This window comes from Streptomyces verrucosisporus (genome assembly GCF_017114865.1).
Taxonomy (GTDB): domain Bacteria; phylum Actinomycetota; class Actinomycetes; order Streptomycetales; family Streptomycetaceae; genus Streptomyces; species Streptomyces fenghuangensis.
This window is the reverse complement of the sequence record NZ_JADEYH010000001.1, coordinates 582,607-598,802: the sequence shown is the minus strand read 5'-3', so window position 1 is coordinate 598,802 and position 16,196 is coordinate 582,607. Positions and strand designations below refer to the sequence as shown.

Annotated in this window: 20 protein-coding genes; 9 read left to right on the top strand and 11 right to left on the bottom strand. The window is 73.2% G+C overall.

Annotated features, from left to right (window positions below; translation table 11 throughout):
* Positions 1 to 2: 2 nt before the first annotated feature.
* The gene (fabG, locus tag IQ279_RS02720; protein ID WP_206346597.1) at positions 3 to 707 is read right to left on the bottom strand and encodes a 3-oxoacyl-[acyl-carrier-protein] reductase; all 705 of its coding nucleotides are present in this window, start codon (positions 705 to 707) and stop codon (positions 3 to 5) included.
* A gap of 254 nt (positions 708 to 961) precedes the next feature.
* On the opposite strand from fabG, the gene IQ279_RS02715 reads away from it, so the two are divergent.
* Positions 962 to 1,222, top strand: coding sequence for a hypothetical protein (locus tag IQ279_RS02715; protein ID WP_206346695.1), 261 nt, complete (start codon positions 962 to 964; stop codon positions 1,220 to 1,222).
* A gap of 49 nt (positions 1,223 to 1,271) precedes the next feature.
* Here the strand turns inward: IQ279_RS02715 and IQ279_RS02710 are convergent, their stop codons facing one another.
* The gene (locus IQ279_RS02710; protein ID WP_206346596.1) at positions 1,272 to 1,517 is read right to left on the bottom strand and encodes a hypothetical protein; all 246 of its coding nucleotides are present in this window, start codon (positions 1,515 to 1,517) and stop codon (positions 1,272 to 1,274) included.
* 100 nt (positions 1,518 to 1,617) lie between these two features.
* The gene (locus IQ279_RS02705) at positions 1,618 to 2,148 is read right to left on the bottom strand and encodes a DUF1648 domain-containing protein (RefSeq protein WP_206346595.1); all 531 of its coding nucleotides are present in this window, start codon (positions 2,146 to 2,148) and stop codon (positions 1,618 to 1,620) included.
* A gap of 147 nt (positions 2,149 to 2,295) precedes the next feature.
* Between IQ279_RS02705 and IQ279_RS02700 the strand changes: the two genes are divergently transcribed.
* Both IQ279_RS02700 and IQ279_RS02695 read left to right on the top strand, forming a co-directional pair.
* The gene (locus tag IQ279_RS02700) at positions 2,296 to 3,858 is read left to right on the top strand and encodes a TldD/PmbA family protein (protein ID WP_206346594.1); all 1,563 of its coding nucleotides are present in this window, start codon (positions 2,296 to 2,298) and stop codon (positions 3,856 to 3,858) included.
* Positions 3,855 to 5,264 (top strand): metallopeptidase TldD-related protein, encoded by a 1,410-nt coding sequence (locus IQ279_RS02695; RefSeq protein WP_206346593.1) that lies wholly within the window; start codon positions 3,855 to 3,857, stop codon positions 5,262 to 5,264. Before IQ279_RS02700 ends, IQ279_RS02695 begins: the two co-directional genes overlap by 4 nt.
* Before the next feature lie 226 nt (positions 5,265 to 5,490).
* Here the strand turns inward: IQ279_RS02695 and IQ279_RS02690 are convergent, their stop codons facing one another.
* Positions 5,491 to 5,769 (bottom strand): GlsB/YeaQ/YmgE family stress response membrane protein, encoded by a 279-nt coding sequence (locus IQ279_RS02690; RefSeq protein WP_206346592.1) that lies wholly within the window; start codon positions 5,767 to 5,769, stop codon positions 5,491 to 5,493.
* Between the two features lie 216 nt (positions 5,770 to 5,985).
* Between IQ279_RS02690 and IQ279_RS28615 the strand changes: the two genes are divergently transcribed.
* A complete protein-coding gene (locus IQ279_RS28615) occupies positions 5,986 to 6,501 on the top strand; it encodes a DUF3099 domain-containing protein (protein ID WP_307792060.1) in 516 nt (171 codons plus the stop codon).
* Between the two features lie 187 nt (positions 6,502 to 6,688).
* Positions 6,689 to 6,973 (top strand): hypothetical protein, encoded by a 285-nt coding sequence (locus IQ279_RS02680; protein WP_307792058.1) that lies wholly within the window; start codon positions 6,689 to 6,691, stop codon positions 6,971 to 6,973.
* Here the strand turns inward: IQ279_RS02680 and moaA are convergent.
* Positions 6,956 to 7,945 carry a GTP 3',8-cyclase MoaA gene (gene moaA, locus IQ279_RS02675; protein ID WP_206346591.1) on the bottom strand — a complete coding sequence of 330 codons (990 nt, stop codon included), beginning with the start codon at positions 7,943 to 7,945 and terminating at the stop codon, positions 6,956 to 6,958. The genes IQ279_RS02680 and moaA overlap by 18 nt on opposite strands.
* 243 nt (positions 7,946 to 8,188) lie before the next feature.
* Between moaA and IQ279_RS02670 the strand changes: the two genes are divergently transcribed.
* Positions 8,189 to 9,718, top strand: a complete 1,530-nt coding sequence (locus IQ279_RS02670) for a S8 family peptidase (protein ID WP_206346590.1) — start codon at positions 8,189 to 8,191, stop codon at positions 9,716 to 9,718.
* A gap of 35 nt (positions 9,719 to 9,753) precedes the next feature.
* Here IQ279_RS02670 and IQ279_RS02665 read toward each other — a convergent pair whose 3' ends face one another.
* Positions 9,754 to 10,746: a sterol desaturase family protein gene (locus IQ279_RS02665; RefSeq protein WP_206346589.1), complete on the bottom strand. Its 993-nt coding sequence runs from the start codon at positions 10,744 to 10,746 to the stop codon at positions 9,754 to 9,756.
* A 143-nt stretch (positions 10,747 to 10,889) separates the two neighbouring features.
* On the opposite strand from IQ279_RS02665, the gene IQ279_RS02660 reads away from it, so the two are divergent.
* From IQ279_RS02660 to IQ279_RS02650, 3 genes are read left to right on the top strand one after another with little or no spacing between them, the layout of a single operon-like run.
* Positions 10,890 to 11,912 carry a DEDDh family exonuclease gene (locus IQ279_RS02660; RefSeq protein ID WP_206346588.1) on the top strand — a complete coding sequence of 341 codons (1,023 nt, stop codon included), beginning with the start codon at positions 10,890 to 10,892 and terminating at the stop codon, positions 11,910 to 11,912.
* Between the two features lie 20 nt (positions 11,913 to 11,932).
* Positions 11,933 to 12,847, top strand: coding sequence for an SURF1 family cytochrome oxidase biogenesis protein (locus IQ279_RS02655; RefSeq protein ID WP_206346587.1), 915 nt, complete (start codon positions 11,933 to 11,935; stop codon positions 12,845 to 12,847).
* A 5-nt stretch (positions 12,848 to 12,852) separates the two neighbouring features.
* Positions 12,853 to 13,608: an SDR family oxidoreductase gene (locus IQ279_RS02650; protein WP_206346586.1), complete on the top strand. Its 756-nt coding sequence runs from the start codon at positions 12,853 to 12,855 to the stop codon at positions 13,606 to 13,608.
* A 115-nt stretch (positions 13,609 to 13,723) separates the two neighbouring features.
* Here IQ279_RS02650 and IQ279_RS02645 read toward each other — a convergent pair whose 3' ends face one another.
* Genes IQ279_RS02645 through IQ279_RS02625 form a run of 5 tightly spaced genes read right to left on the bottom strand, consistent with a single transcriptional unit; the run spans position 13,724 to position 16,150 of the window.
* The gene (locus IQ279_RS02645; protein WP_206346686.1) at positions 13,724 to 14,314 is read right to left on the bottom strand and encodes an alkaline shock response membrane anchor protein AmaP; all 591 of its coding nucleotides are present in this window, start codon (positions 14,312 to 14,314) and stop codon (positions 13,724 to 13,726) included.
* A gap of 20 nt (positions 14,315 to 14,334) precedes the next feature.
* Positions 14,335 to 15,015 carry a DUF6286 domain-containing protein gene (locus IQ279_RS02640; RefSeq protein WP_206346585.1) on the bottom strand — a complete coding sequence of 227 codons (681 nt, stop codon included), beginning with the start codon at positions 15,013 to 15,015 and terminating at the stop codon, positions 14,335 to 14,337.
* A gap of 7 nt (positions 15,016 to 15,022) precedes the next feature.
* Positions 15,023 to 15,430 carry a hypothetical protein gene (locus IQ279_RS02635; RefSeq protein WP_307792055.1) on the bottom strand — a complete coding sequence of 136 codons (408 nt, stop codon included), beginning with the start codon at positions 15,428 to 15,430 and terminating at the stop codon, positions 15,023 to 15,025.
* Positions 15,431 to 15,433: 3 nt separating this feature from the next.
* Complete coding sequence (locus IQ279_RS02630) at positions 15,434 to 15,616, bottom strand: hypothetical protein (RefSeq protein ID WP_206346584.1); 183 nt, start codon at positions 15,614 to 15,616, stop codon at positions 15,434 to 15,436.
* 51 nt (positions 15,617 to 15,667) lie between these two features.
* Positions 15,668 to 16,150: an Asp23/Gls24 family envelope stress response protein gene (locus IQ279_RS02625; protein WP_206346583.1), complete on the bottom strand. Its 483-nt coding sequence runs from the start codon at positions 16,148 to 16,150 to the stop codon at positions 15,668 to 15,670.
* Positions 16,151 to 16,196: the final 46 nt, after the last annotated feature.

Genomic DNA, 16,196 nt, shown 5'->3' with positions numbered 1-16,196 from the left:
GTTCAGTGACCCATGCCCAATCCGCCGTCCACGGGAATGACGGCTCCGGTGATGTACGCGGCCTCCTCCGAGGCCAGGAAACGCACCGAGGAGGCGACCTCCTCGGGCCGGGCGTAGCGGCCCAGCGGCACCTGTTCGACGATCCTGGCGCGCTGCTCGTCGGTGAGCGCGCGCGTCATGTCGGTGTCCACGAAGCCCGGCGCGACCACGTTGCAGGTGATGTTGCGGGAGCCCAGCTCCCGGGCGACCGAGCGGGCGAAGCCGACCAGGCCGGCCTTGGAGGCGGCGTAGTTGGCCTGCCCCGCCGAGCCCAGCAGGCCGACGACGGAGGAGATCAGCACGATGCGGCCCCTGCGGGCGCGGAGCATGCCCCGGCAGGCGCGCTTGACGACCCGGAAGGTGCCGGTGAGGTTGGTCTCCACCACGGAGGTGAAGTCCTCCTCGGACATCCGCAGGAGCAACTGGTCCCGGGTGACACCGGCGTTGGCGACCAGCACCTCGACCGGCCCCTGCCTCTCCTCGATCTCCTTGTAGGCCTGCTCCACCTGCTCGGCGTCGTTGATGTCGCACTTGACGGCGCAGAAACCCTCCGGCGGCTCACCCGACCGGTAGGTGACGGCGACCTTGTCGCCCGCGTCGGCGAGCGCCCGGGCGATGGCCAGGCCGATGCCGCGATTGCCTCCGGTGACGAGAACCGAGCGGCTCAAGGGAACACCCTCTTCCGTAGGGAGCAGGTACTCCGCAAGAAACTATCGTCCGGCCCCGCGGGCCGGAGAACGGGTCCCCGACAGGGGCTTTGCCGGGCTCCTGTGGGATTCCTACAGAAAGGCGCTCCGGGCCGGGTTGTACACCCGCCCCGGGGCCCGCGCAAGGAGCGACTGTACGGAAATCAGATGAGCACACAGCGTTTTGGTCCACTGCCCTGGGTCGCGCATGGTGCAAGAGCGCGAGGAGGCGCATCATGACAGTGATGCTCGAACGACCGACGGCCATGGATGTTCCCTCCGGCACCGCCCGCTTCCGGGCGCTGTGCCGCACTCTGCTGGACATGGAGGAGCAGGCCGCCACGGTGTTCTGGCGTCCGTCCGAGCGAGGTTACGACTCGCGGCTGACCACGCCCTTCGGGGAGCCGCCGCGCATCCCCGAACCCTTCGGCTGCGACCTGGACACCTCGGGTTTCAAGACCCCCGCCGGGGAGCCGGACGGCGCGGAAGGCCGGTGAAGCGGAGCGGCTCCGCCGGGGGCCGGCGAGCGGGGGTGTCTGCCCCGGATCAGCCGGATCGGCCCTCCGTGGCCGGCGGCGGTCCGGTGACGGAGGGCCCGGCGCCCGGGGCGCGGTCCCCCTCCCCGGCCTCCTCGCCCTCGTCCCCGGGGCGTTCGCGTCCGGTCCGCGCGGACCGCTCCTCCCCTTCGGGACGGTGCTCCTTCCGCTCCTCTTTCCCCCTCTTGTCCGTGCCGCTCCTCATCTCGGACGGGTCGTGCTGCCTGCCGTCGTAGGGCCCTGAGTAGTCGCTCACGGCACGCTCCTTCCAGCGGTGCTCTCTCCGGTGGGCCGGCCCGCGGGCCGGCCGGGCCGCGAGTACCCCGGAGCACCGCGCGAACACACCGGCGGCCGGGTCACTTCCGGCTCTCGCGGCGGTCCCGGACGGCCGCGACGAGCACGGGCACCAGACCGAGCGCCAGCGGTGCGAGCACCGCGGCGAACAGCCAGGCGGACACCCGCGGATCCGGTTCGGTGCGCCACATCACCGCGCACGTCACAGCGATCGACAGGCCGATACAGAAGCCGAGCAGGAGCGTGGCCCTGGCCGTCCGCAGCGCCGAGGCGCGGGTGGCGGGGCGGTTGACCAGGGAGGAGGCCCGCCCGCCCGGGGCGAGTTCGTCCTCGGTGCGCATCCGCAGCGCCGCCGCCGCGGTGACGGCCATCACCGCGACGGTCCCGGCGTATATCAGGACGGGCAGGAAGACCGCGCCGACGGACTTGTCCGCCCAGGCGTCGATCCCGCCGGGGCCGATGTGCTGCGGCACCTTCTCCGGAAGACCGGGGTACACCGCTGCGCCCCAGACCGTCAGCCCCACCAGCACGGCGAGCTGCGGCAGCAGCCACACCCACGGAAAGCCCGGCCGGTCCCCGTCCCCGTCCTCCATGTTCCCCTCCCCGGTGCTTCCCTTCTTCGCCCCGCTCCTTCACCGGTCAGGGTAGGCCCCACCGGGGCCGCGACCGCCGTTTATCGGCCGCGGCCGGCCGGTGGGGCATGGTTCACTGCGGTCATGCATCGACAAGGAGGAGCGTCCGTGGTGCACGAGATCGATGAGTCCTTCCTGGCGCTGCCGCTGCGCGCGCTCGCCGACGCGGCGCTCGCACGGGCCCGGGCGCTGGGGGCCGAGCACGCCGACTTCCGTTTCGAGCGGAACCGCAGCGCCTCCTGGCGGCTGCGCGACGCGAAGCCGGCCGGTTCCTCGGACATCACCGACGCCGGATACGCGGTGCGCGTGGTGCACGACGGCGCGTGGGGTTTCGCCTCGGGGGTGGACCTGACGATGGACGCAGCCGCGAAGGTGGCGGGCCGGGCCGTGGAGATGGCGAAGCTGTCGGCGAGGGTCGCCGAGGCCGCCGGCGGCGCGGCCGCGCGGAGCGGCTCGGCCGGGGACCGGTGGGCGATGGGCGGACGAGTGGAACTGGCGGACGAGCCGGTGCACGGTGAGCGCACCTGGGTCTCCTCCTACGAGGTCAACCCGTTCGACGTGCCGGACGCGGAGAAGACCGCCCTGCTGGCCCAGTGGAGCGAGCGGCTGCTGGGGGCGGACGGCGTCTCGCACGCGGACGCCTCACTGCTGACCGTGCAGGAGAACAAGTTCTACGCGGACACCGCCGGCACCGTCACCACCCAGCAGCGCGTCCGCCTGCACCCGGAGCTGACGGCCGTGTCCGTGACCGACTCCGGCGACTTCGACTCGATGCGGACCCTGGCCCCGCCCGCCGGCCGGGGCTGGGAGTACATGACCGGCACCGGCTGGGACTGGGACGCGGAGCTGGCGCTCATCCCGGAGCTGCTGGCCGAGAAGATGCGCTCGCCCGGTGTGGAGGCGGGCTCCTACGACCTGGTGGTCGACCCCTCCAACCTGTGGCTGACGATCCACGAGTCGATCGGCCACGCCACCGAGCTGGACCGGGCGCTGGGGTACGAGGCGGCGTACGCGGGCACCTCCTTCGCCACGCCCGACGGGCTCGGCACGCTGAAGTACGGCTCGCCGGTCATGAACGTCACCGGCGACCGCACCGCCGAGCACGGGCTGGCCACCATCGGCTACGACGACGAGGGCGTCGAGGCGCAGTCCTGGGACCTGGTCAGGGACGGGATCCTGGTGGGCTACCAGCTCGACCGGCGGATGGCGAAGCTGACCGGGCTGGGCCGCTCCAACGGCTGCGCCTACGCCGACTCCCCCTCCAGCGTCCCCGTACAGCGCATGGCGAACGTCTCGCTCCGGCCAGATCCGGACGGGCCGTCCACAGAGGAGCTGATCTCCCGGGTGGAGCGGGGGATCTACGTGGTCGGCGACCGCTCGTGGTCGATCGACATGCAGCGCCACAACTTCCAGTTCACCGGACAGCGCTTCTTCCGGATCGAGAACGGACGGCTCACCGGGCAGCTGCGCGACGTGGCCTACCAGGCCACCACCACCGACTTCTGGGGCTCGATGGAGGCCGTGGGCGGGCCGCGGACGTATGTGCTCGGCGGCGCGTTCAACTGCGGCAAGGCCCAGCCGGGCCAGGTCGCGTCCGTCTCGCACGGCTGCCCCTCCGCGCTCTTCCGCGGCGTCAACATCCTCAACACCGCCCAGGAGGCCGGCCGATGACCACCTCTTCCACGTCTCCCGCCCCCCACGAGGTCGTCGAGCGCGCACTGACGCTGTCGCGGGCCGACGGCTGCGTGGTCATCGCCGACGAGGAGTCCACCGCCAACCTGCGGTGGGCGGGCAACACGCTGACCACCAACGGCGTCACCCGCGGCCGCACCCTCACCGTCGTCGCGACCGTCGACGGTTCCGAGGGGACGGCGTCGGGGGTGGTGTCCCGCTCGGCCGTCACCGACGATGACATCGAGCCGCTGGTGCGGGCCGCCGAGGAGGCGGCCCGTACAGCGGGCCCGGCCGAGGACGCCCGGCCGCTGGTGGAGGGCACGCCCACCTCAGCGGACTTCACCTCGGCCCCGGCCGAGACGTCCTCGTCGGTGTTCGGCTCCTTCGCCCCGGCGCTGGGCGAGTCCTTCGCGCGGGCCCGCTCCGAGGGCCGGGAGCTGTACGGCTTCGCCCACCACCAGATGGTCTCCACCTACCTGGGGACCTCCACCGGACTGCGGCTGCGCCACGACCAGCCGACCGGCACCCTGGAGATCAACGCCAAGTCCCCCGACCGCACCCGGTCGGCGTGGGCGGGGCGGGCGACCCGCGACTTCGCCGACGTCGATCCGCTGGCGCTGGACATGGAGCTGGCACGGCGGCTGGAGTGGGCCGGGCGGCAGGTGGAGCTGGAGGCCGGGCGGTACGAGACGCTGCTGCCGCCCAGTGCCGTGGCGGACCTGCTGATCTACCAGATGTGGTCGTCGGCGGGGCGCGACGCCGCCGAGGGGCGCACGGTGTTCAGCAGGCCCGGCGGCGGCACCCGGGTGGGCGAACGGCTGTCGGAGCTGCCGCTGAGGCTCTACAGCGATCCGGGCGCTCCCGGTCTGGAGGCGTCGCCGTTCGTGATCGCGCACTCCTCCGGCGACGACGCCTCGGTCTTCGACAACGGTCTGCCGCTGCGGGCCACCGACTGGGTGCGCGACGGCGAGCTGCGCCATCTGCTGACCACCCGGCATTCGGCGGAGCTGACGGGCCTGCCGGTGGCGCCGGGCATCGACAACCTGGTCCTGGACGCGGGCGGCACCGCCTCGCTGGAGGAGATGGTCGCCGGCTCCGGGCACGACGGTCCGGCCCTGCTGCTGACCTGCCTGTGGTACATCCGCGAGGTGGACCCGGCGACGCTGCTGCTGACGGGGCTGACCCGCGACGGCGTCTATCTGGTGGAGAACGGCGAGGTCACGGGCGCGGTGAACAACTTCCGCTTCAACGAGTCACCGGTCGACCTGCTGTCGAGGGCCACCGAGGCGGGGCGGACCGAGCGCACCCTGCCGCGCGAGTGGTCGGACTGGTTCACCCGGGCGGCGATGCCCGCCCTGCGCGTGCCGGACTTCAACATGAGCTCCGTCAGCCGGGGTGTGTGAGCGCAGGGGCTCCCGCCCCGGTCCCGGACCGACCGGGACGGCCGCCGCGATCGCGTCAGCCCGCCGTCCGGCCGTCCGGATCGGTCACCGGGAAGGCGGCCGGGGTCCGGTGAGTGCGACGAGGCCTTGACCGGCCGCGCGAAGGGGACGGTGCGTACCGTCCCCTTCCGCCGGCCCCTCTCCCGGCGGCGAGACGCGTCCCTCTCGCGCCGGGATGTCCGGTACGTCAGGCCGTCCGCCTGCCCCCGCCCCTGATCTTGGCGTACAGGGGCGTGCCCAGCGCGACGATCAGGACGGCTCCGGCAAGCTGGAGCAGGTGCCGGATCCAGTCGATGCCCGCGGTGTCCTCCACACCGATCCCACTGGCCACGGCGTTCCCGATGACGCTGCCGATGATTCCGAAGATGGCGGTCAGCCACAGCGGGATGTTCTGCCTGCCGGGAAGGATGGCGCGGGCCAGCACACCCAGGACCAGACCCACGATGATCGCCCACAACCAGCTCATGTCGCCTCCTCGTGCGGCGCGCTCCGTGCGCAGCGCGTTCGGTTCGTGCGGTGGGACGCCTCCCCCGCACGGCCGGTGAGCCGTCCGGGTGGGAGCCGTCCCCGGCGCATCGGGTGCCCTCTGCCCGACGTCGTATGCGGTGGAGTCGGGGCGTAGTGTGGAAAAGGCCGGGAACCAGGCGGGAACGCTCCCGGATACCGGCCGCAGGAGCAGGTGGTGAGTGTGAGGCGCAGGCAGCGCGGCCCCGAGGTCTTCCGGATCACCGGGGCCCGTCAGGGACTGGCGGAGGACGTCCGGGGCCGGGAGCGGCGCTATGTGGTCTCCATGCTGGTACGCACCGCGGCGGTCCTGCTGACCGTGGTGCTGTGGGACGTGCAGCGTCCGCTCGCCGTGGCGGCCCTGGTGCTCGGCGCGGCGCTGCCCTACGTGGCGGTGGTGATCGCCAACGCGGGGCGGGAGAACACGCCCGCGATCCCCGATTCCCTCGTCTCCGCGCCGCCCCGGCAGGCACTGGGACCGGCTGAACACCCGGCGGACACCGCCGAGCCCGAGCCCGGTCCCGGGGCGCGCACGATACGGCAGGACCCGCTGGAGCGGGACGAACCGGAGGCCGGGCGGGGACCGGACCGCAGGGCGGAACCAGGCGGTGAGCGGGATCCGGGCCGTCAGGAGCACCGGCGTCCGGAACCGGGGCAGGAGCCGAGCCGCTCGGGGCCCGGCCGGCGCGACTGATCCACCGCGCCCGGGAAGCTCAGGAAAACCTCAGATCAATCATGCTGTTCCGGTGCCCCGGCGGCGGGTGCGCGTGCCATACTGCGTACACGCTCCGCATCCCCCGTCGGAGCGACGGACCGACGCCGGGCGGCTCCCCCCGTGGCTGCCCGGCGTCGTCATGTCCGGGCCGTGTTTGGATGGGGGCGTGACCGATCCCGTGACCGCGCCCCTGTCCGGCGCCACCACCCCCGTCTGCTCCGCCAAGGGCTGCCGTGAGGCCGCCGTGTGGGTACTGGCCTGGAACAACCCCAAGCTGCACACCCCGGAGCGCCGCAAGACCTGGCTGGCGTGCGAGGAGCACCGCGAGTACCTGTCGCGTTTCCTGGGGGTGCGGGGCTTCCTGAAGGACGTGGTGACCCTCGCCGACTGGGAGGGCGGGAGGGGCCGGGAGGGCGGACAGGAGCCGGAGGGGTCAGCCGCCGATCGCTGACATCGGGCGGGCCGGCTGGAGGAAGGACGGGTCGTCCAGGCCGGAACCGGCCTTCTTGCCCCACATCGCGGCCTTCCACAGCCGGGCGATCTCGGCGTCGTCCGCCCCCGAGCGCAGCGCGCCGCGCAGATCCGACTCCTCACGGGCGAAGAGGCAGGTGCGGACCTGTCCGTCGGCCGTCAGCCGGGTGCGGTCGCAGGTGCGGCAGAAGGGCCTGGTGACGGAGGCGATCACGCCGACGCGGTGCGGACCGCCGTCGACGATCCAGCGCTCGGCGGGCGCCGAGCCCCGGCTGTCCTCACCCTCCGGGGTGAGGGAGAAGCGGGTACGCAGGGACGCGAGGATGTCGCCCGCCGTGATCATTCCCTCGCGGCGCCAGCCGTGCTGGGCGTCCAGCGGCATCTGCTCGATGAAACGCAGTTCGTAGGAGTGCTCGACGGCCCAGGAGAGCAGGTCGGGGGCCTCGGTGTCGTTGAGGCCCGGCATCAGCACGGCGTTGACCTTGACCGGGGAGAGCCCTGCCGCGCGGGCGGCCGCCAGACCGGCGAGGACGTCGGCGTGGCGCCTGCGGCGGGTCATCCGCGAGAAGACCTCGGGGTCGAGGGTGTCCAGGGAGACGTTGACCCGGTCCAGTCCGGCCGCGCGCAGCGCCCCGGCGGTGCGCTCCAGGCCGATGCCGTTGGTCGTCAGCGACAGCTTCGGGCGCGGCTCCAGGGCGGCGCAGCGCTCGACGATGCCCACCAGACCGGGGCGCAGCATCGGCTCGCCGCCGGTGAAGCGCACCTCCTCGACGCCGAGCAGGGTCACCGCGACGCGGACCAGGCGGACGATCTCGTCGTCCGTGAGCAGATCGGGCTTGGCGAGCCACTCCAGGCCCTCCTCGGGCATGCAGTAGGTGCACCTGAGATTGCACCGGTCGGTGAGCGACACGCGCAGATCGGTGGCGACCCGGCCGTAGGTGTCCAGCAGCATGCCGGCAGTCCCCTCCCACGGTTGGACATCTGCCTCGCAGCGTACGCGACGCCCGCGCCGTCCGCCGAGGACGCCACGGTGGGAACGGGTACTCGGTGTCCGGCCGGAGGTTCGGCCATTGCCGCTCCCCCCGTGTGAGCGATAGCTTCCGTCGTCATACATCCGTACGGTCAAATCCGGTAACCGGACGGCTTGTTGAGACCCCTGCGTTCACACGGACGTTCACACAGACACGGAGAACCCATGGCATCGAGACCCTCCAGCCGACGCCGCGCCATCGCGATGCCGGTCGGGCTGGCGCTGACCGCCTCCCTGGCCCTGCTTCCGGGCGCCGGAACGGCGCTGGCGCAGGAAGCCGGCGTCCCGGCGGCCGCGACGGCGGCCGCGGACGGCGAGCGGCTGTCGTACGTGGTCAACACCTCCTCCCGCCCCGGCACGATCAGGCGGGTGGAGCGGGAGATAGCCAGGGCCGGCGGCACGGTCGTCGTCACCCACCGGGACATCGGCGTGATCGTCGTCCACTCGGCGGACCCCGGCTTCGCCGAGCGGATGCGCGAGGTGCGCGGCGTGCACTCCGCCGGGGCCACCCGCACCGCGCCGCTCAGGGCGGCGGGCACCACCGAGGTCGGCGCCCCGCAGTACGTGGCGGAGCCGGCCCGCACCAGCGCGGCCACGGCCGCCGCCGAGGGCGAGCCGATGGAGGCCGACCTGTGGGGCCTGCGCGCCATCCGCGCGGACGAGGCCGCGAAGGTCAACCCGGGCAGCGACAAGGTCACCGTCGCGGTCATCGACACCGGTGTGGACGACACCCACCCGGATCTGGCCCCGAACTTCTCGGCGGGCCAGTCGGCGAACTGCGTCGGCGGGGTGGCCGACACCTCCGAGGGCGCCTGGCGGCCGTACACCGACGGCGACTACCACGGCACGCACGTCGCGGGTTCCATCGCCGCGGCGCGCAACGGCGTCGGCGTGGCGGGCGTCGCGCCGGGCGTTAGGGTCTCCTCCATCAAGGTGAGCGAGCCCGACACCAGCCTCTTCTACCCGGAGGCCGTGATCTGCGCGTTCGTCTTCGCGGCCGACAAGGGCGTGGAGATCACCAACAACAGCTACTACGTCGACCCGTACCTGTACAACTGCGAGGACGACGCCGACCAGGGGGCGGTCGTGGAGGCGGTCCGCCGGGCCGCGCGCCACGCCGAGCGCAGGGGCACGCTGCACATCGCCTCGGCCGGCAACTCCAACCACGACCTCGCCTCGGACGCGATCGCCGACGGCTCCAGCCCGAACGACACCACCCCGGTCGAGCGCACCATCGACCCGTCGGAGTGCCTGGACCTGCCCACCCAGTTGCCGGGCGTGGTGACGGTGACGGCCACGGGCGTGCAGGACCTGAAGTCCTACTACTCCAGCTACGGGCACCGCGTCGCCGATGTGGCGGCGCCGGGCGGCGACCGGTTCCAGACCCCGGACACCCCGTCGGGCAACGGCCGGATCCTGTCGACCATGCCGAACGACTCCTACGCCTTCCTGCAGGGCACCTCGATGGCCAGCCCGCACGTCGCGGGCGTGGCGGCGCTACTCAAGAGCAGGCACCCCTGGGCGAGCCCGGCGATGCTCCAGCTCATGATGAAGGCGCAGGCGGACAACCCCGGCTGCCCGGAGACCTACGACCCGGACGGCAACGGGGTCGAGGACTCCACCTGCGAGGGCGGCAAGCGCGTCAACGGCTTCTACGGCCACGGCATCGTCGACGCCCTGGACGCCGTCGAGTAACCGGGCGGCGCTCCCGCCGCGAATCCGGCGGCCCGTCAGGAAGCGGCGGGGACCGAGGGGCCGGGCCCTGTGGGCCCGGCCCCTTCCGCGGTCCCGGCCGTCTCCGCCGTCTCCGCCGTCCGCGACGCGTCCGGGGCGGCTCCGGGGGCCGTGGATGCGGTTCCGAAGACGGGTCCCGGCACCGGCGGCTGCCAGCCGGGCCCGCGGAAGAGCCGCCCGGCGGCCTCGCGCCAGTCGCGCGCCGCCCGCAGGTCCCGGGCGATCGCCGCGTACTCGTGGGTGGCCACGCGCAGCGGGTTGTAGGTGTCGATGTTCTTGGTGAGCCCGTAGACGCACGGCTCGGCCTCGGGCGCGAAGGAGCCGAAGAGCCGGTCCCACACGATGAGGATCCCGCCGAAGTTGCGGTCCAGGTAACCGCCCTGGGAGGCGTGGTGGACCCGGTGGTGCGAGGGCGTGTTGAAGACGTACTCGACCGGCCCCGGCAGTCTGCCGATCCGCTCGGTGTGGATCCAGAACTGGTAGACCAGGTTGACCGAGTGGCAGAAGGCGAGCGCGGCCGGGTGCATGCCGAGGAGGATCAGCGGCAGGTAGAACGGCCAGCCGGTCAGGGACGTCCAGGGCTGGCGCAGCGCGGTGGTGAGGTTGAACTTCCGGCTGGAGTGGTGCACCACGTGGCAGGCCCACAGGATGCGGATGACGTGGTGGCCGCGGTGGGACCAGTAGTAGAAGAAGTCCTGCGCGAGGAGCATCGGCAGCAGGGTCCACCACTCGACGGGGATCCGCAGCGGGGTGAGCGCGTAGACCGCCGAGTAGACCGCCACGATCGGGATCTTCCACAGGGCGTCGAAGAAGAGGCTGCCCAGGCCCATGGAGATGCTGGTGGCGGCGTCCTTGGCCTCGTAGCCCGCGACGGGGCCGTCCGGCCCCTCGGGGTGCAGGCGGTGGCTGACCATCTCCAGGACCGTCAGCAGCAGGAAGGCGGGGATGGACCACAGCACGACGTCGGGGAGGTTCGGCACGCTCGGCATGGACGCACCATAGGACCGCCAGGGGCCGACGGCCAGACCTTGTTACCGACAAGTATGCGAGACGGCTCGTCAGCAGCTCGGCCCACCCGTGGTGGCCTGCGGTGATGCGAAGGTGTCAGTGGCGGCCCGTATTCTCTGGAACCATGCTCGATGACCAGTCGGCGGCCGAAGCGCGGCCCGCAGCGCAGCCCAGCACCCCGGCCTGGCCCACCGAATACCCCGACGCCTACGCGGTGGTGGACGTGGAGACCACGGGGCTCGCCCGGGACGACCGCATAGTCTCCGCGGCCGTCTACCGGCTGGACGCGCGGGGTGATGTGATCGACCACTGGTACACCCCGGTCAATCCGCAGCGGGACCCCGGCCCGACCTGGATACACGGACTGACGAGCGAGATGCTGGCCGACGCCCCGCTCTTCCCGCAGATCGCCGAGGAGTTCGCCGAGCGGCTGCGGGGCCGGGTGCTGGTCGCGCACAACGCGGTCTTCGACTGGTCGATGATCGCCCGCGAGTACGCCCGTGCCCGGTTGACGGTCCCCGTGCGGCAGCGGCTGTGCACCATCGCCCTGTCCAAGGAGCTGGACCTGCCGCTGGCCAACCACCGGCTGGAGACCCTCGCCGCGCACTACGGCGTCGTCCAGCGCCGGGCGCACCACGCGCTGGACGACGCCCGGGTGCTGGCCGAGACGTTCCGGCCGAGCCTGCACCTGGCGGCCGCCGACCGCATACGCCTGCCCCTGCTGGCCTGCCGGCCGCTGACCGAGTGGACCGACTCCATCGTCTCCCCGGGCACCGCCTCCTCCGGCGCCTTCGGCGGGCGGGACTCGCGGCCCTACGCGGGCAGCTGGCGCCCCTCTCGCAGGCGTCCCCCCTGCCCGTACCCCAACCCCGGCCGTTACGCGCCGGGCAGGCCGCTGGTCCAGGGCATGCGGGTGGCGATCTCCGGGGACACCTCCGTGGACCGTGAGCTGCTGGAGGACCGGGCCGTCGAGGCCGGGCTCCACATCTCCGGCAGCGTCTCGCGCCTCACCAGTCTCCTGGTCACCAACGACCCCGACTCCGGCACCTCCAAGGTGGCCAAGGCGCGTGCCTTCGGCACCCCGGTGATCGACGAGGCGGCCTTCACCCAGCTGCTGCGGGAGGTGGCCCCCGCTCCGGAGGAGTGACGGCCGGCGGGGTACCGTCGATGACTGTGCCGCCCGTATCGTCCGCACCGTCCGCTTCCGCGTACCGCTTCCTGCTGTCCCGGCAGTGGGTGGTGCTCACCCTCGTCGCGCTCCTGCTGATCCCGGGCATGGTCAGACTCGGCTTCTGGCAGCTCCACAAGCACGAGGACCGGGTGGAACGCAACGAGCTGGTGGCCGAGAGCCTGGCCGCCGGTCCGGTGCCCGTGGGGGAGCTGGCGGCTCCGGGCCGCGGGCCCTCCGACGCCGACCGGTACCGCAGGGTGACGGCGACCGGCGTCTACGACACCGGCGGCGAGACGGTCGTGCGCCAGCGCACCGGCGGGGACGGCCGGAACATCGGCTACCACGTCCTGACCCCGCTGGTCCGCGGGGACGGCACGGCCGTGCTGGTCAACCGGGGCTGGATCCCGGCGGGCGACGACCTGACGAAGTTCCCCGAGGTGCCGGCCCCTCCCTCCGGCGAGGTCACCGTGACCGGGCGGCTGATGGCCGACGAGAAGGCCGGCGGCGGCGTCAAGGACAAGCAGGGGCTGCCGCCCCGCCAGGTGATGCTGATCGACAGCGCACGGATGGCCCAGGAGCTGGACCGGCCGGTCCTGGGCGGCTACGTCGCACTGGAGGAGACCTCGCCGGAGCCCTCCGGCGAGCAGCCCGAACGCCTTCCCGAGCCGGACCACAGCGGCATCGGCCCGCATCTGGCGTACGCGTTCCAGTGGTGGCTGTTCGCCGCCGCCGTCCCCGTCGGCTGGGTGGTACTGGTACGCCGCGAGCGCCGGGACCGTCTGGCGGGGGGTTCCGGTGCGGAGGACTCCCCGAAAGGGCGTACGGGCGGGGAGACGGGCGGCGGAACCTCGCCCGGGCGCCCCGTTCCGACCCCCTCCACTGCCGGGGCGGCGGAACGACCGGCAGACTGATCCCCATGGATCTCGGACTTCAGGACAGGGTGTACCTCGTCACCGGTGCCACCCGCGGGCTGGGCTTCGCCACCGCACGGGAGCTGGCCGCCGACGGCGCGAAGGTGATCATCACAGGCCGGAGCGACGAGACGGTGGCCGAGGCCGCCGGACGGCTGGGCGGTGACGTCTTCGGCATGGTGGCGGACAACGCCGACCCGGCCGCGGCCGACCGTCTGGTGACGGCGGCCCACGAGCGCCACGGTCGCCTGGACGGGGTGCTGGTCAGCGTCGGCGGGCCGCCGGCCGGCTCCCACGAGACGGTCACCGACGACCAGTGGCAGTCGGCCTTCGAGACGGTCTTCCTCGGCGCGGTGCGGCTGGCCCGCACCGCGGCCGCGCGACTGGGCGAGGGCGGGGTGATCGGCTTCGTCCTCTCCGGCTCGGTGCACGAGCCGATCCCCGGCCTGACGGTCTCCAACGGACTGCGTCCGGGGCTGGCCGGTTTCGCGAAGTCGCTGGCCGACGAGGTGGGGCCGCGCGGCATCCGGGTCGTCGGACTGCTGCCGGGCCGTATCGACACCGACCGGGTACGCAGCCTGGACGCCATGACCGGGGACGCCGGCGCCGCCCGCGAGCGGATCTCGGCCGCGATCCCACTGCGCCGCTACGGCACTCCGGAGGAGTTCGGCAGGGCGGCGGCGTTCCTGCTCTCCCCCGCCGCCTCGTACGTCACCGGGGTGATGTTCCCGGTCGACGGCGGCGCCCGCCGCGGCTTCTGACCTTTCCGGCCGGACTGCCCCCAGCCCCCCACCGCCGTCCCCGGCACGTGCCTGAGGGGACGGCGGTGGGGGCGGTGGCGGTGAGGGTGACCGGCGGGGCACCGCCTCAGCCCGTTCACCAGACCCGCTGCCGCGCCGAGCGCAGCCGGACCTCCGCGGTCAGTTTCCCCAGGCCCGCCGAGACACGGGCGTTCTCCAGCGCCTCGTCCCGCACGCGTGCGAGGACCTCGGCGGGGCTCGCGTGGGCGGCCACAGCCAGTGCGACCCGGGCCCGCACCCCGGTGCGGCGGCGGCCCAGCCTCACCCGGGCCCGTTCCACGCCCGGCAGGGCCCCGGCCTCCCCGGCCACGGCGTCCTCCAGGGTCCGTGTCCCGACCAGGGCGCCGTAACCGTCGCCGCTGTCGACCAGCACGGTGTCCGGCCGCTGCCGCCACAGCTGCGCCGAAAGCCACCACAGGGCGAGCAGGAGCGCGGCGGCCGGCACACCGATCACCAGCAGCCACCGCCACCAGTCCGCGTCCCGCCACCAGGCGGGTTCCCCACGCCCGAGCAGCACCTCGTCCGGCCCGCCCCGGAAAAGGTCCCGGGGCATGTCGAAACCCCAGCGCCGCTGGAGGTCGAGCCCTCCCACCAGGGCCGCCAGTCCCAGCACCAGCAGCGCCAGTCCGGCCAGCCCCAGCAGGATCCGGTTCACCACCGTGAGCATCCGGTCCACCTCGCCCTTCCTCAGCCCTTCTCCGGGCGCCGCACCCGGACCGACCGCCGCGTCCTGCGGGCGAGCCCGAGCTGCCGCACGCCCTCCTCCGCGACCCTTTCCAGATCTCCCCGCACATCCTCCAGGGGCCGGAAGTGGGCCCGTGCCCGCACCTTGATCCGGTGCCGCCCCGCGTTCACCCGGACCGACCGCACCCCGGGCACGTCCAGCAGCCGGTCGTGCAGTACCGCCTCAGCGGCGGATCTCTCCAGTCCGGCACGCACCCGGACCCCGTCGGAGGAACCACCGCGCATCGGCAGCAGACCGCGCAGCCCGGGGGTGACCGCCAGCACGACCAGCCACAGCCCCAGCAGAACCGCGAGCGCCGCGCCGGCGATCGCCCAGGGGTCGTCGAGCGGCCGGGCGGCCAGGTCCGCGGTGGTCTCGCGCCGCCACGCGGAGGGGGACTTGTCGATGCTCGCGGCGACGGCCTCGTACAGGAGCACGGCCGCCGCGACGGCCAGGACCAGTGCCACGATCGCGGCCGGCACCCGCCGGGCCGACCAGAAGCGCCGGGTGCTCCCGCCTCCGCCGCCCCCGTCGTACCGGCCGCCGTCCGCACCGGCGGGCTCCGGCGCGGACGGTTCCACACCGTCCGGGTCCGCGCCGGCGGCGCTCTTCGGGGCCGGCTGCCGCCGGGCGTCGTGGCTCATCGTGCCCTCACCGCACCCTCCCTCCGCTCCGGCCGAACGGGCCCGTGTGCAGCCGTGTGACCTCGACGGTCACCTGCCGGACCGCCATACCGGCCAGTTCCCGCACCCGCGAGGCGACTCTTCCGCGCACCGAACCGCACCGTGCGCCGATGTCGCAGGGGTAGGGAAGTTCGACCGCGACCACCACCCGGGCCTCGCCGTTCGGCCCGTTCCGGCCGACAGGTCGGCGGACGGCGACCTTCGCCCGCGGGTCCTTTCCCGTACGCGGCGCCCCGGACGCCTCGGGGTCCTCCTCCAGTGCCTCGCGGGCGGCCCGCGCGGCGATCTTGGCGACGACCCGGTCGGCGATCCTCGTCGCCCCCCGCTCGGCCGCGGGCACCCAGGAGATCTCCGCCCTGCGGAATTCCTGCGCCACCGGTCACCGCCGTCCGCCGCCGGAGCGGAAGATCTCTCCCGGCTCCAGATCGCCGTCCAGGACCCGGCCGGCGACGAAACCGACCACGCCCAGTACCGCCACCAGGAGGAAGGCCCAGAAGCCGCCGAAGTATCCGGCGAAGCCCAGCGCCATGCCTGCGATCAAGCCGACTGCGGCCATGCTCATCGTGCGCTCCTCAGCTTCCCGCGCCGCCGGGCCCCTGCGGCCCGCGGTGCACTACTGCAGCCGCGGCCTCTCCGGCTGCTCTTCCTCCTGGCCCTCGTCGGGCAGGTTGACGTCGTCGACCGTGACATTGACCTCGACGACCTCCAGTCCGGTCATCCGCTCGATCGAGCCGATGACGTTCTCGCGCACATCGCTCGCCACGTCGGTGATCGACACGCCGTACTCGACCACGATGTCCAGGTCGATCGCCGCCTGGGTCTCGCCGACCTCGACCTTCACCCCTCGGGTGACGGACGAACCGCCACCGCCACCACCGCCGGGGACGCGGTCGCGCACCGCGCCGATGGTCCGGCTCATGCCGGCGCCCATCGCGTGGACACCGTCGACCTCGCGGGCGGCCATCCCGGCGATCTTCGCCACCACACCGTCGGCGATCGTGGTCTTCCCGCGCACACGCGGGTCGCTCGCGCCCCGCCCCTCACCGAGCCGTCCGCCGGAAGGGCCTGAACGGTTCTGCTGGGTGGTCTCGGTCATTTCCGTCACCCCTTGCCTTCGACAAAGGAACACTTCGTCCTGATAT

Coding starts and splice junctions, on each gene's coding strand:
- IQ279_RS02715 (WP_206346695.1), top strand. CDS start 962: ATGACAGTGATGCTCGAACGACCGACGGCCATGGATGTTCCCTCCGGC.
- IQ279_RS02705 (WP_206346595.1), bottom strand. CDS start 2,148: ATGGAGGACGGGGACGGGGACCGGCCGGGCTTTCCGTGGGTGTGGCTG.
- IQ279_RS02695 (WP_206346593.1), top strand. CDS start 3,855: ATGACCACCTCTTCCACGTCTCCCGCCCCCCACGAGGTCGTCGAGCGC.
- IQ279_RS02690 (WP_206346592.1), bottom strand. CDS start 5,769: ATGAGCTGGTTGTGGGCGATCATCGTGGGTCTGGTCCTGGGTGTGCTG.
- moaA (WP_206346591.1), bottom strand. CDS start 7,945: ATGCTGCTGGACACCTACGGCCGGGTCGCCACCGATCTGCGCGTGTCG.
- IQ279_RS02670 (WP_206346590.1), top strand. CDS start 8,189: ATGGCATCGAGACCCTCCAGCCGACGCCGCGCCATCGCGATGCCGGTC.
- IQ279_RS02665 (WP_206346589.1), bottom strand. CDS start 10,746: ATGCCGAGCGTGCCGAACCTCCCCGACGTCGTGCTGTGGTCCATCCCC.
- IQ279_RS02660 (WP_206346588.1), top strand. CDS start 10,890: ATGCTCGATGACCAGTCGGCGGCCGAAGCGCGGCCCGCAGCGCAGCCC.
- IQ279_RS02655 (WP_206346587.1), top strand. CDS start 11,933: ATGACTGTGCCGCCCGTATCGTCCGCACCGTCCGCTTCCGCGTACCGC.
- IQ279_RS02650 (WP_206346586.1), top strand. CDS start 12,853: ATGGATCTCGGACTTCAGGACAGGGTGTACCTCGTCACCGGTGCCACC.
- IQ279_RS02645 (WP_206346686.1), bottom strand. CDS start 14,314: ATGCTCACGGTGGTGAACCGGATCCTGCTGGGGCTGGCCGGACTGGCG.
- IQ279_RS02640 (WP_206346585.1), bottom strand. CDS start 15,015: ATGAGCCACGACGCCCGGCGGCAGCCGGCCCCGAAGAGCGCCGCCGGC.
- IQ279_RS02630 (WP_206346584.1), bottom strand. CDS start 15,616: ATGAGCATGGCCGCAGTCGGCTTGATCGCAGGCATGGCGCTGGGCTTC.
- IQ279_RS02625 (WP_206346583.1), bottom strand. CDS start 16,150: ATGACCGAGACCACCCAGCAGAACCGTTCAGGCCCTTCCGGCGGACGG.